At 60.5% G+C, this 13,539-nt stretch carries 12 protein-coding genes; 7 read left to right on the top strand and 5 right to left on the bottom strand.

Going from position 1 to position 13,539, the window contains the following annotated elements; all coding sequences use genetic code 11:
- Window positions 1-4: 4 nt before the first annotated feature.
- The gene (gene feoB / locus DWX58_RS09850; protein WP_118643434.1) at window positions 5-2,416 is read right to left on the bottom strand and encodes a ferrous iron transport protein B; all 2,412 of its coding nucleotides are present in this window, start codon (window positions 2,414-2,416) and stop codon (window positions 5-7) included.
- 198 nt (window positions 2,417-2,614) lie between these two features.
- Window positions 2,615-3,589, bottom strand: coding sequence for a phosphate acetyltransferase (pta, locus tag DWX58_RS09845; RefSeq protein ID WP_118643432.1), 975 nt, complete (start codon window positions 3,587-3,589; stop codon window positions 2,615-2,617).
- A gap of 227 nt (window positions 3,590-3,816) precedes the next feature.
- On the opposite strand from pta, the gene DWX58_RS09840 reads away from it, so the two are divergent.
- Both DWX58_RS09840 and lepA read left to right on the top strand, forming a co-directional pair.
- Window positions 3,817-4,512, top strand: a complete 696-nt coding sequence (locus DWX58_RS09840; protein ID WP_118643430.1) for a helix-turn-helix domain-containing protein — start codon at window positions 3,817-3,819, stop codon at window positions 4,510-4,512.
- Window positions 4,513-4,586: 74 nt separating this feature from the next.
- Window positions 4,587-6,395: a translation elongation factor 4 gene (gene lepA, locus DWX58_RS09835; RefSeq protein ID WP_118643428.1), complete on the top strand. Its 1,809-nt coding sequence runs from the start codon at window positions 4,587-4,589 to the stop codon at window positions 6,393-6,395.
- A gap of 41 nt (window positions 6,396-6,436) precedes the next feature.
- Here lepA and DWX58_RS09830 read toward each other — a convergent pair whose 3' ends face one another.
- Window positions 6,437-6,610: a hypothetical protein gene (locus tag DWX58_RS09830; RefSeq protein WP_118643426.1), complete on the bottom strand. Its 174-nt coding sequence runs from the start codon at window positions 6,608-6,610 to the stop codon at window positions 6,437-6,439.
- 91 nt (window positions 6,611-6,701) lie between these two features.
- Between DWX58_RS09830 and DWX58_RS09825 the strand changes: the two genes are divergently transcribed.
- On the top strand, window positions 6,702-6,920 hold the full coding sequence (locus DWX58_RS09825; protein ID WP_118643424.1) for a helix-turn-helix transcriptional regulator: 219 nt from the start codon (window positions 6,702-6,704) through the stop codon (window positions 6,918-6,920).
- 956 nt (window positions 6,921-7,876) lie between these two features.
- Here the strand turns inward: DWX58_RS09825 and rny are convergent.
- On the bottom strand, window positions 7,877-9,424 hold the full coding sequence (gene rny / locus DWX58_RS09815) for a ribonuclease Y (protein ID WP_118643420.1): 1,548 nt from the start codon (window positions 9,422-9,424) through the stop codon (window positions 7,877-7,879).
- 417 nt (window positions 9,425-9,841) lie between these two features.
- Entirely contained in the window at window positions 9,842-10,324 is a 483-nt protein-coding gene (locus DWX58_RS09810; RefSeq protein WP_118643418.1) for a deaminase, read from the bottom strand.
- Window positions 10,325-10,578: 254 nt separating this feature from the next.
- Here DWX58_RS09810 and DWX58_RS09805 point away from each other — a divergent pair, with 254 nt between their 5' ends.
- The 4 genes from DWX58_RS09805 (at window position 10,579) to DWX58_RS09790 (ending at window position 13,431) form a co-directional block, all read left to right on the top strand.
- Complete coding sequence (locus tag DWX58_RS09805; protein WP_118643416.1) at window positions 10,579-10,974, top strand: hypothetical protein; 396 nt, start codon at window positions 10,579-10,581, stop codon at window positions 10,972-10,974.
- 113 nt (window positions 10,975-11,087) lie between these two features.
- Window positions 11,088-11,486: a hypothetical protein gene (locus DWX58_RS09800; protein WP_118643414.1), complete on the top strand. Its 399-nt coding sequence runs from the start codon at window positions 11,088-11,090 to the stop codon at window positions 11,484-11,486.
- Window positions 11,487-11,587: 101 nt separating this feature from the next.
- A complete protein-coding gene (locus DWX58_RS09795; RefSeq protein ID WP_118643412.1) occupies window positions 11,588-12,820 on the top strand; it encodes a cation:proton antiporter in 1,233 nt (410 codons plus the stop codon).
- Window positions 12,817-13,431 (top strand): TetR/AcrR family transcriptional regulator, encoded by a 615-nt coding sequence (locus DWX58_RS09790; protein ID WP_118643410.1) that lies wholly within the window; start codon window positions 12,817-12,819, stop codon window positions 13,429-13,431. Before DWX58_RS09795 ends, DWX58_RS09790 begins: the two co-directional genes overlap by 4 nt.
- Window positions 13,432-13,539: the final 108 nt, after the last annotated feature.

The following is a 13,539-nucleotide window of genomic DNA, read 5'->3' as shown; positions in this document are numbered from 1 at the left end:
GAGTTTACAGCAGCAGGCTGCCCACCTGGTAGACCAAGAGGGACATCACATAGGCGCAGCCCAGCTGCCAGGCGATGGAGAAGAAGGCCCACTTGGGGCTGCCCATCTCCTTGAACAGAGTGGACACGGCGGCCACGCAGGGCACATACAGCAGGATGAACACCAGCATGGCAAAGGCGGACAGGGGGGTAAATCCGGTCATGGCGGCGGCCACCACACCGCCGGCGGCGGTGATGGAGAAGCCGTAGAACATGGACAGAGAGGAGACCACCATCTCCTTGGCGATGAGACCGGTGAGCAGGGCCACCGCCGCCTGCCAGTAGCCGAAGCCGCAGGGGGCAAAGATGGGGGCAATGGCCGAGCCCAGGGCGCCCAGCATGCTCTGGGAGGCGTCCTCCACCATATGGAGGGAGAAGTCGAAGGTCTGCAGAAGCCACAGCAGCACGGACATGAGCAGAATCAAGGTGCCGGCCTTGATGAGGAAGCCCTTCACCTTCTGCCACACGTGGGTCATGATGTTCCCCAGAGAGGGCAGGCGGTAGGGGGGCAGCTCCAGCACGAAGGGGGCGGGTTCCCCGGCAAAGAGGGTGTGTTTGAAGAAAAGACCGGACAGAATGCCCACCGCCATGCCGATGACGTACAATCCGAAGACCACCAACCCCGCCCAGGCTCCGAAGAAGGCGGAGGCCAGAAGGCCGTACACCGGCAGCTTGGCCGAGCAGGACATGAAGGGGACCAGCAGAATGGTCATGCGCCGGTCCTTCTCATTTTCCATGGTGCGGGCGCCCATGATGGCGGGCACCGTGCAGCCAAAGCCCATGAGCATGGGGATGAAGGCCTTGCCGGAGAGGCCGAACCGCCGCAGCAACCGGTCCATGATGAAGGCGGCCCGGGACATGTAGCCCGAGTCCTCCAGAAAGCTGAGGAAGAAGAACAGCAGGGCGATCTGGGGCAGGAAGGTGAGAACTCCTCCCACGCCGCCGATGATGCCGTCCCGCAGCAGGGACACCAGCACCGCCGAGGCTCCCGCTTCCGTGAGGGCGTCCCCCAGCCAGCCACCGAAGGTCTCAATGGCTGCGCCCACCAGGTCGGACAGCCAGGCGCCGAAGGGGCCGAAGGTGATGGCGAACATCACCAGCATGGTGCACAGAAACAGGGGGATGGCCAGCAGGCGGTGGGTCACCACCCGGTCAATTTTCTCCGTGAGGGTGGGCTCATCCGCCCCCTTGCCCCGGGTGACGGAGGCGGAGACCACCCGCTCAATATACTGGTAGCGGCTGTCGGCGATGAGGGTCTCCCGGTCGCCCAGGTCGCTGGAGCTCTCGTACTCGGTAATAATGCCCTCCAGCTTCTCCTCCACTTCCGGGGGCAGCTTCAGGGCCTTGGCCACAATGTCGTCCCCCTCCAGCAGCTTGATGGAGGCCCAGTGGGCGGGGAGGTGGGCGGCGTAGGCGTAGTCGTGGATGAGGGCGCCCATGCGGTGGTGGATGTCGTGGGTGTAGCTGTCATAGAGGTCGTCGGGCTCCACGGTGCAGCCCAGGTGCATCTGGCGGTGGGCGGTGTGGAGAAGCTCCTCCAGCCCCTCCCCCGTCTTGGCCGTGATGGGCACCACGGGAATCCCCAGCCCCTTGGCCAGCCGCTGCACGTCGATTTGGTCCCCCCGCTTGGCCACCTCGTCCATGAAGTTCAGGGCCACCACCATGGGCCGCTCCAGCTCCAGCAGCTGCACCGTCAGATAGAGGTTTCGCTCCAGGTTGGTGGCGTCCACAATGTCAATGACGCAGTCGGGCTCCTCCTCGATGACGAAGTCCCGGGTGACAATCTCCTCCATGGAGTAGGGGGACAGGGAGTAGATGCCCGGCAGGTCCACCACTGTGAAGCTCTTGTCCCCCAAGTGGGCTGTGCCCTCCTTCTTCTCCACGGTGACCCCCGGCCAGTTGCCCACATACTGGTTGGAGCCGGTTAGGGCGTTGAAGAGGGTGGTCTTGCCGCAGTTGGGGTTGCCCGCCAGGGCGATCCGCATGGGCCGGCGGTCGTGGGCCTCGGCGTCATAGCCTGTGCTGTGCACGTTCAGCTCATGCTCGTGGTCCTGAATCTGCCGGCGCAGCACCTCCGGGTCGGCGGGGTGGGTAACCGCCTTTCGGGCCTGGTTGCTCCGGGCCAGCTGGACAGGTCCCATCTCAATCTGCAGGGCGTCCGCACGGCGCAGAGACAGCTCATAGCCCCGCAGGCTCACCTCCAGGGGGTCGCCCAGGGGGGCAATCTTGGTCACCTTGACCTCTGTCCCCGGCGTCAGGCCCATATCCACCAGCCGGCGTTTCACCGCTCCCGACTGGTTGCCCACCGTCAGGATGGTGCCGCTCTGGCCCGGCTTCAGATCGTTCAGGGTCTTTTGGGTGTTTTCTGTCTGAGCCATACCCATTTTCCTTCCCTTTCTTCTCGTTTCCCACTTATTGTAATCGCCGCCCCCCACTTTTTCAAGGGGTTTGCCCCCTGGGGCTTTCTGGTTTGGGTGAGAAAACCAACTCCCAGGTGCAGTTCCCTTTGTGGGTTTTGCACACAGCGCAAAAAGGGAGCGCCCACAAAGGGCGCTCCCTTTTCCTGTTCGTGTAATTTAGGCCAGGGCAGCGGTGATAATGGCCATGGAGTAGACCTCCTGGGCGTTGCAGCCGCGGGAGAGGTCGTTGATGGGGGCGTTCAGGCCCAGCAGGATGGGGCCGTAGGCCTCGAAGGAACCCAGACGCTGGGCAATCTTGTAGCCGATGTTGCCGGCGTTGATGTCGGGGAAGATGAAGGTGTTGGCGTAACCGGCCACCTTGGAGCCCTTGCACTTGGTCTGGGCCACACGGGGAGACACGGCGGCGTCAAACTGCAGCTCGCCCTCGATGGGCACATTGGGCATAGCCAGCTTGGCCTTCTCGGCGGCGTTGCGCATCTTGTCCACGTCCTCGCCCTTGCCGGAACCGAAGGTGGAGTAGCTCAGGAAGGCCACCTTGGGATCGATGCCGAAGATCTTGGCGCAGGAGACGGTCTCGGAGGCGATCTCCACCAGTTCGTCCTCGTTGGGCTTGATGTTGATGGCGCAGTCGGCCATGGCCAGCACGTCGTTGTCGCCGGTGGCGGAAGGACGGACCAGAATGAAGCAGGAGGAGACGATGGAGTTGCCGGGCTTGGTCTTCACCAGCTGCAGGGCGGGACGGACGGTGTCGGCGGTGGAGTAGGTGGCGCCGCCCAGCAGGGCGTCGGCCTTGCCCATGGCCACCAGCATGGTACCGAAGTAGTTGCTCTTCTTCAGCGCGGCGCGGCAGTCCTCCTCGGTCATCTTGCCCTTGCGCAGCTCCACCATGCGGGCTACCATTTCGTCCATTTCCTCATAGGTCTCGGGATCAATGATGATAGCGCCGCGAATGTTGAAGCCGGCCTCCTCAGCAGCAGCCAGAATCTCCTGCTCGTTGCCCACCAGGACGGGGGTCAGGAAGGTTCCGGACAGCAGACGGGCGGAAGCCTCCAGGATGCGGGGGTCAGTGCCCTCGGTAAAGACAATCTTGCGGGGATGAGCTTTCAGAATTTCAATCAGCTTCTTAAACATACAGCGTTCCTCCAGATACAAAATCAGCGCGTTTCCGCGGGCTGTTCTCGGTGACTATGGTAGCATTTTCCCCTGGAAATTTCAAGAGTACACATCCTGATTTCCCCAGCTCTTCCCACAAATTTTTCTGGAAAAAGAGGCGAGGATTTTTTCCCTTTCCTCTTTACGATTGGTATTGGTTTCAGTTATACTTTACGTTGTGTATTGTTTTGTTTGAGGTGACGATTGTGAATTCAGAATTTTCCCGCACCCTGTCCCTGCTCCGCCGGGAGAAAAAGGTGAGCCAGCGCGCCGCCGCCGCGGAGCTGGGCATCTCCCAGGCTCTGCTCAGCCACTACGAAAACGGCATCCGGGAGCCCGGCCTCTCCTTCGTGGTAAAGGCCTGCGACTACTACGGTGTATCCGCCGACTTTCTCCTGGGCCGCACTCTCAGCCGGGACGGCACCACCATCGCCCCCGAGGAGCTGTACGATTTGAGCCAGGAGAAGGACAACTCCCTGAAGGGGAGCGTGCTGGCCATGCTGAGCAAAAAGCTGCTGGTCAATTCCATCGGTCTGCTCTTCGATCTGCTGGCCAAGACGGGCAGCCGGGAGGCCATCAAGGCCGCCTCGGACTACCTGTCCACCGCCGTCTATAAGATGTACCGCCGCCTGTACCAAGCCAATCCCGACAACAACCCCGCCTTCTTCTCCGTCTCCCGCACCCACTTTGAGGCCGGCCTGCCCGAGGCGGACATGCGCTGCTCAGAGGCGGAGCTGATGGACGCCCTGGCCGCTCACACAAAGGCCAAGGGCAATCTGCCCGGGATGACCAATGATGATCTGGCCCAGAACTACCCCGGTCTCTACCAGTCCCTGCTCCAGATCGTCCACAACACCGGCGAGCGGGTCAACGGCATCACCGCCACCCGAAAGAGCAAGTAAAGACTGGTTTTTCTCCCCGAAGCGCCTCTTCCCGGGCGTTTGCCGGGGTTATTCCCTATGGAGGTTTTTTGCCTATGACTGACCAATCTAAAATCCGTAACTTTTCCATTATCGCCCACATTGATCATGGCAAATCTACGCTGTCCGACCGGCTTATTGAGCTGTGCGGGGCGGTGGAGCAGAGACAGATGGAGTCTCAGCTGCTGGACAACATGGACCTGGAGAAGGAGCGTGGCATTACCATCAAGGCCCGTGCCGTCCGTCTGGACTACAAGGCCCAGGACGGCAGCACCTACGCCCTGAACCTCATCGATACCCCGGGCCACGTGGACTTCAACTACGAGGTCTCCCGCTCTCTGGCCGCCTGCGAAGGTGCGGTGCTCATTGTGGACGCCTCCCAGGGCATTGAGGCTCAGACCCTGGCCAACACCTATCTGGCCATGGAGCACGACCTGGAGATCCTGCCTGTGGTCAACAAAATCGACCTGCCCGCCGCCGATCCCCAGCGGGTAAAGGATGAGATTGAAAACATTCTGGCTCTGCCCGCCCAGGACGCCCCGGAGATTTCCGCCAAGCAGGGCATCAACATCCCCGCCGTGCTGGAGGACATCGTCCAGAACATCCCCGCCCCCACCGGCGACCCCAACGCCCCCCTGAAGGCCCTGATCTTCGACAGCCAGTATGACCCCTATGTGGGCGTCATCGTCTACTTCCGGGTGATGGAGGGCACCCTGAAAAAGGGCATGCAGGTGAAGATGATGGCCTCGGGCGCCACCTATCAGGTGCTGGACTGCGGCTATCTGCGCCCCCTGGGCATGGACTCCTGCGACGCTTTGGAGGCCGGCGAGGTGGGCTGGTTCACCGCCTCCATCAAAAATGTGAAGGACACCCGGGTGGGCGACACCATTACGGGCGTGGAGACGCCCGCCGCCGAGGCCCTCCCCGGCTACCGCCCCGCCCAGGCCATGGTCTACTGCGGCATCTACACCGAGGACGGCTCCAAGTACCCCGACCTGCGGGACGCTCTGGAGAAGCTGCAGCTCAATGACGCTTCCCTCTCCTTCGAGCCCGAGTCCTCCGTGGCCCTGGGCTTCGGCTTCCGCTGCGGCTTCCTGGGCATGCTCCACATGGAGATCATCCAGGAGCGGCTGGAGCGTGAGTTCGATCTGGACCTGGTAACCACATTACCCTCGGTAATTTATGAGGTAACCAAAACAGATGGGACTGTAGTTCGGGTGGATAACCCCCACAATTATCCCGATCCCGGCGCCATCTCTGAGGCCCGGGAGCCCTTCGCCAAGGTGTCCATCATCTCGCCCCCCGACTACGTGGGCAACATCATGCCCATGTGCCAGGAGCGCCGGGGCATCTTTAAAGACATGCAGTACCTGGACACCAACCTGGTGGAGCTCCACTACTCCATGCCCATCGGCGAGATCATCTACGACTTCTTCGATGCTCTGAAGGCCCGCACCAAGGGCTACGCCTCTCTGGACTACGAGCTGGAGGGCTACCAGCCCAGCAATCTGGTAAAGGTGGACCTGCTGCTCAACGGCGACCAGGTAGACGCTCTTAGCTTCATTGTCCACAAGGACAAGGCCTACGCCCGGGCCCGGAAAATCTGCGAGAAGCTGAAGGAGAATATCCCCCGCCAGCTCTTCGAGGTGCCCGTTCAGGCGGCCATCGGCGGCAAGATTATTGCCCGCGAGACGGTGAAGGCCATGCGCAAGGACGTGCTGGCCAAGTGCTACGGCGGCGATATTACCCGGAAGAAGAAGTTGCTGGAAAAGCAGAAGGAAGGCAAGAAGAAAATGCGTACTCTGGGCACCGTACAGTTGCCCACCGAGGCATTTATGGCTGTTCTCAAGCTGGACGAGGAATAACGAAAATAGGAAGTCCCGGACTGATGGCAGTCCGGGACTTTTTATTTGCGGAGTCTGGTTCCATGCTGTTCTTGGGAGAGCAAATTTACTTTCAGGATCTGACGGATCTGGGCAGGAATGGAGCGCAGCTCTTCCTGTGCCTGTTGTTGCAGGGCCTGGTACAGTTCCAGTGGAAGGGTAACCTGCACCCGTTTTGTTTCGGTGTCTTTTTTCATAAGCGAGTCACCTCACTTTATTTTAAGGGATATTCCCTTAAAAATCAATAAGGGAATATCCCTTATTCCATAATAGCCCTGAGGTGATTCCATGTTGGACCATTTACGGGCTCTCCGAGAGGACCAAGACCTCTCTCAACAGGACATGGCGCAGCTGCTTAATGTCCATCAGACCACCTACTCCGACTATGAACTGGGCCGGCTGAACATTCCTATTTCTTCGCTCCGTACCCTGGCATCCTTTTTCCATACCAGCGTGGATTATATACTAGGGCTCACCGACGTGCGGGAGCCTTATCCCAGGAAGTAAATGAGTATTTCGCCCTCCGGGGCGAGTGACTTTCTGTCCGGACAGAAAGTCACCAAAGAACCGTCAAAGGGGAGAGGGATTTCGAGTACCCTACCCCCTTTGTCCATTTGGGACATTTCCCCCTGATAGGGGGAATCGGCCTCTCCCCTTTGAAATCCCCTCTCCTTAAAACGACCAATCTCGTCCTCGCGGACTGCATATCCTTCGCCTCGCCCTAAAGGACAAGGCTCATTCATTCCGTCGCTCGTCCTCTCCCAATGGAACCCGCTACGCTGGGCTTCCATTGGGTTCCCGCTGCGGGTCCCTTCCCCCTCTGTCTCGCTTCGCTCGACATCTCCCCCTGACAGGGGGAGTCGGCCCCCTATCGGATGTACCCCCCGGGGGCTGGCGATGCCCTGAAAGGTCCAGCGAAAAACCTGCGAAGCAGGCGACGAAACCCGCAGTCGGGTACGGCACCGGAACGAAGTGCGTCTTGCAGCACGTTTCGCCAATCCCGCGCACGTCCCGGTGACGGGGCGGCCCGCCTGAGCCCTCCCGCGAGAGCAAAACGTTAGGCGCGTTGTATCTTGTAGGAGCAGGAGGTAATCCAACCGCCTCTTAGCGGCAGCGGTTGGCACTTAGACACCAATCCTGGGCTTTTCCCGCGCCGGTAAGATATTTTCTGCGTTCTTGATGGCTCCCCCGTAAACATATCAGGGGGTCCGGGGGAGGCGGGATAGGGCATTGTAAATGCCCGTGAGCCGCCCCCGGCGGTCTTTTGGTTCCTTTTGCACCGCTGCAAAAGGAACTCGCCAAAAGGCGAAACCACTCCATCCCCGCCCGCAGGCGAAATCCCCTGTAAATCATTTATTCTCCCATCCAACAGGCCGATGGGACATCGCCCTTACGAAAAAACACAAAAAAATCGGGACGCTGGGGGGCGTCCCGATTTCGTTTCATCATATTTGCCCAGAAAATTACTTGGCGTATTCGATAGCCTTGGTCTCCCGCAGCAGATGCACCTTGATCTGGCCGGGGTACTCCAGCTCATCCTCAATCTTCTTGGCAATGTCCCGGGCCAGCAGAACCATCTGATCCTCACTGATGACCTCAGGCTTGACCATGATACGCACCTCGCGGCCGGCCTGGATGGCGAAGGACTTCTCCACGCCCTCGAAGGAGGAGGTGATCTCCTCCAGCATCTCCAGCCGCTTGATGTAATTCTCCAGGTTCTCCCGCCGGGCACCGGGCCGGGCGGCGGAAATGGCGTCGGCCGCCTGCACCAGGCAGGCCACAATGGTCTTGGGCTCCACGTCGTTGTGGTGGGCCTGGATGGCGTGAATAACGCCCTCGCTCTCCCGGTACTTCCGGGCCAGCTCCACGCCGATCTGGACGTGGGAGCCCTCCACCTCGTGGTCAATGGCCTTGCCCAGGTCGTGCAGCAGACCGGCACGCTTGGCCTCAGCCACATTGGCGCCAATCTCGGCGGCCAGCAGGCCAGCCACATGGGACACCTCGATGGAGTGGTTGAGCACGTTCTGTCCGTAGCTGGTGCGGTAACGCATGCGGCCCAGCAGCTTCACCAGCTCGGGGTGCAGGCCGTGGACGTTGGTCTCGAAGATGGCGCGCTCGCCCTCGGACTTGATGACGGCGTCCACTTCCCGCTTGGCCTTCTCCACCATCTCCTCGATGCGGGCGGGGTGGATGCGGCCGTCCAGGATGAGCTTCTCCAGGGCCAGCCGGGCGATCTCCCGGCGGACGGGGTCAAAGCAGGAGACGGTGATGGCCTCGGGCGTGTCGTCGATGATGAGATCCACGCCGGTCATGGTCTCCAGGGTCCGGATGTTCCGGCCCTCGCGGCCGATGATGCGGCCCTTCATTTCGTCGTTGGGCAGGGGCACTACGCTGACAGTGGCTTCCGCCACGTGGTCGGCGGCGCAGCGCTGGATGGCCAGAGAGATGATCTCCCGGGCCTTGGTGTCGGCCTCGTCCTTGAAGCGGGCCTCGATCTCCTTGATCTTCATGGCCGACTCGTGGGTAACGTCCTCCTCCAGCTGCTGCAGGAGGTAGCTCTTGGCCTCCTCGGCGGTGAAGCCGGAGATGCGCTCCAGCATTTCCAGCTGGCTTTTCTTCACCTGCTCGGCCTCGGCCTGGGTGGCCTCCAGCTTGTTCAGGCGGTTGGCCAGCTGCTCTTCCTTCTTCTCAATATTCTCAGTCTTGCGGTCCAGGTTCTCTTCCTTCTGCTGGAGACGGCGCTCCTGCTTCTGAAGATCGCTCCGGCGCTCTTTTTCTTCCTTTTCGTACTCGTTGCGGGCCTTCAGGATCTCCTCCTTGGCCTCCACCAGCGCCTCACGCTTCTTGCTCTCGGCGCTCTTGTAGGCCTCATTGACGATGCGCTTGGCCTCCTCCTCGGCGGAGCCGATCTGCTGCTCGGCAGACTGCTTGCGCCGCTGGATGCCCAGCGGGATACCCACCGCCACACCGACCACGATGCCAATGATCGCTGCGATGACATAGGGTAGCATTTGGTTTTTTACACCTCCAAAATTCATTGAAAGGCTGCGGCGGACCGCCGCAGCGCCCATGCCTGGGGCGTGGGCCGCCCCTCATGGGACTTGTACATAAAATGAGCCGCAAGGCACCTCCGGATTTTCTCCTCCGGCGACCTTGCGACAACTGAAAAACATCCCCCAGGTTTTTCACATTTGTCCTGTACATTATTGTAAAGGCCCCATGCTTTTCTGTCAAGATTTATTCACATTTCCCAAAAAACATTTTCCAGCATTTGCCTTGCTTTTTCCGCCCTTCTGCCCCTCTCCCGGGGCTTTTTTCTCCGTTTTTCGGGCCCGAATGCCGGTTTCTTCGGTGAAATGATACATTTTTCCGGAACCGGGCCGTCAAAAAGACCGGGACGGCGCTCCCCCGTCCCGGTCCCTTGCCATTTATTTCGTTTTGGGCAGGGAGTCATCCTCCCGGATCCAGTCCTCCACATGGACCACGGAGTAATCCGTCTCGGTGTTGCGGACCACCACCCGGTCAATGCCCGCGTTGATGATGAGCCGCCGGCACATGGAGCAGGATGTGGCGTCGTGGAGCAGCTCCCCGTTTTTCGCCAGCCGGCCCGCCAGATACAGGGTGGCCCCCAGGGTGTCCCGCCGGGCAGCGGAGATGATGGCGTTCATCTCGGCGTGGACCGACCGGCACAGCTCATACCGCTCACCGGCCGGGATGTTCATGGCCTCCCGGGTGCAGTAACCCAGATCCAGACAGTTTTTCCGCCCTCTGGGCGCGCCGTTATAGCCGGTGGAGACAATCTCATCGTTCTTCACGATGATGGCCCCGTAGCACCGGCGCAGGCAGGTGGACCGCTCCAGAACCGTCTCGGCAATATCCAGATAGTAGTTTTCCTTGTCAATGCGCTTCATGGCGCCTGCCTCCTCTCAAGTGCAAAAGCTACTGCTCAGTATAGCCTCTTTTCTCCTCCGACACAAGCCGTTTCCCGAAAAAGTTACACTCTTTTCCCCTCATTTCCCCATTTGAGCCCTGCACAGGCCGTCGAATTTACACTTTGTTTACGAATGGCTCCTTGACGTTCCACCTGGGACGCGCTATCATTGTACTATCGTATTTGGCAGGCGAACACGCCTGCCATCCTTTCTCTTTCTAAGGGGGCGCTCCTATGATCCGCAACGCCATCCAGCGCTTTATGTATGGCCGGTACGGCACCGATCCTCTCAACCTGTTTTTCCTGGTGCTCTATGTCCTCACCTATTTTGCATTTGCTTTGACCCGGTTTGAGCCCTTGTACTGGGTCAGCCTGGTCTTGATTTTTATCTGCCTGTTTCGTCTGCTCTCCCGGAACATCCCCCGCCGCCGGGCGGAAAACGCCAAGTTTCTGCAGCTGACCACCCCTGCCGTGCGCTGGTTCCGTCTGCAGCGCACCATTCGCCGGGACAAAGAACACCGCTACTTTAAATGCCCCAACTGCGGCCAGCAGCTGCGGGTGCCCCGGGGCAAAGGCCGCATTACCGTCACCTGCCGGGGCTGCGGCGCCACGTTCCAGGAAAAAAGCTGAAGGTTTTCTCTCCTCCCTCCCACCGAGGGAGGATTTTTTCTGCCTGTGGGAACCTTTTCCTCCGGGATACGTCTGTCTCTTTGCAATGGATCCTGCACCTGGAGGCGATTGATGTGAAAAAACGGAGCATCTGTCTGGCGGCGGCCGCCTGTGTCCTTGCGGCTGTTCTGGCGGTGGGCGCTGCTGCGCGGGTGGGCCGTCCCCTCACCGGACGGTTTCTCATGGGGGACCAGAATACCCCCATCCTCATTGATGACTCCGGTACTCCCATCGTACTCACGGACCGCACCAGCTCCGACCTCTTTTCCGGGTTGTCCGACGGAGACCGGATCATGGTGTTCGCCTCCCCCGTGGCCGAGACCTACCCCGCCCGGGCCGGGGTCTACTTCTGTCTCCGCCTGAGCCGCGGTGTCCCGGAGGACCTGCCTCTCCAGACGCTTCAGACCCTGTCGGAGCTGGGGTGGCTCACTCTCCCCGCTCCCACCGCTGCGTTTGCACAAGCCGCCGCCTGAGGCGGCTGTTTTTTTGCCCTTTTCCCCTTGTCTTGGCCCCAGTTTCGTGCTATGATTCAAAAGTAGACGATATCGTCTACTTTTGAAAGGATCGCATTGCTATGGTACTTCAACCCATCCAGCTTCTGCTGTCCATGGCGGTGGCCTGGTGCTTCGGCAAGTTGGCCGGTGCCGTCCGGCTGCCCCCCATTCTGGGGTGGCTGGTGGCCGGCATGGTGCTGGGCCCCCATCTGCTCAATGTATTCAGCCAGCCGCTGATGGACTCCCTGTGGTACACCACGCTGGAACACATTCTGGAGTGTACGCTGGGCCTGATGATCGGCACAGAGCTGCTGTGGAACAAGCTCAAGCGGGCAGGCCGGCAGATCTTTGTCACCACGATCACTGAGTCCCTGGGGACCTTCCTGGTGGTCAGCGCCGTCTTTGCCCTGGTCTTTTGGATGCAGGGAGAACCCATTTACCTGGCCTTCCTGCTGGGAGGCATCTCCCTGGCCACTGCCCCCGCCCCCTCCCTGTCCATCGTCAGTCAGATGAAGACTGCGGGGCCGGTCACCAGCACCCTCATCCCCATGGCCGCGCTGGACGACCTGGTGGGCGCCCTGATTTTCTTCTGCGTGGTGGCCGCAGTTTCCGCCCATGTCTCCGCCCTGGCGGTGCCGGTGTGGCTCATTCTGGTGCTGGTGTTCCTGCCCATCCCCCTGGGCGGCGCCCTGGGCTATGTGACCGGCGGTATTCTCCGGTGTCTGCGCCGTCCGGGCGCCTCCGTAGCGGTAGTCTGGATCTCCATTCTGGTGACCTCCTGCGTGGGAATGGCCGCCAACCACCTGCTGGGTACCTCGGTGCTCAACTTTATGCTGCTGGGCATGGGCCTGTCCGCCGTGTTCGCCAACCGGATTTCCCAGCCCGCCCTGGAGGCCATTATGAAGCGGATGACCCCCGCCATCGGCCTTGCCATGATTGTGGTCATCCTCAATCTGGGCGCCCCGCTGGACTACCATCTGATTCTGGGTGCGGGCCTATACACCGCCCTCTACATTGTGGCCCGGGCACTGGGAAAGTACAGCGGCGCCTATGTGGGGGCCGCGGCCACCGGCTCTCCTCGGACGGTACGCCGGTACCTGGGGCTCACCCTGCTGCCCCACTCCGGGGTGTCCCTGCTCTTTACCGGTATTGCCGTCTCCGTCCTCAGCGGGCCGGATCCCCAGGGCGCTGAGGTGATTCAGGGCACCATCGCCGCAGCGGCGGTCATCAACGAAATCCTGGCTGTCCTCCTGGCCAAAAAGGGCTTTGAGTGGGCCGGAGAGCTGGGAAAACAGAAGGAGGCGTTCTCATGAAGCAGCAGGACCGCGCCGCCCGCAGCCGGAGCGAAATTCTCCAGGCGGCTTTTCAGGAATTTGGTTCCCGGGAGTATGCCGCCGTTACGGTGGATCAAATCTGCAGCCAATACCACATCTCCAAGGGGATGCTTTACCACTATTATACCGGCAAGGACCCCCTGTTTCTGGCCTGTGTGGAGCAGGTCTTTCAGTCCCTGGCCCAGCTCTCCCTGCAGCTCATCGACCATTGCTCCTGCCCCGGCGCTCGTCTGTCCATCCAGTACTACTTTTCCGCCCGGGAGGCCTACTTCTCCAAAAATCCCCTGGAAAAGGGCATTTTTGAGTCTGCCCTGCTCCACACCCCCGCCCACCTGGCTCAGGACATTCAGCGGCTGCGCGCCCCCCTGCTCCAGGCCAACCGCCGTTTCTTTGAAGCAAACCTGAAGGAAGCCCCCCTGCGCCCCGGTCTGGACCGGGAACAGGTGCTGGTCTACCTGGAAGCAGTGGAGGAGAGCTTCTGGCCCATGCTGCGCCGCTGTTGCACGGAGGCCCCTCCCGGGGAGAGCCAGCCCGATCTTTGGCGGAACCGTCTGCTGGATCTGATTTTATTTGGTGTATTTTCCCTTTAATTTCCCCTGTTTACCCTTCCTTTTTCCAAAACTTATGTTATACTATATTCTGTATTGGTATGGGCACTGTGCCCTTTTCCCGAATGATTACTGATGATGAGAGGAGCT

This window comes from Pseudoflavonifractor sp. AF19-9AC (genome assembly GCF_003478995.1).
Classification (GTDB): domain Bacteria; phylum Bacillota; class Clostridia; order Oscillospirales; family Oscillospiraceae; genus Lawsonibacter.
Note: the sequence above shows the minus strand (reverse complement) of the source record. Positions and strands in the feature narration are given on the sequence as shown.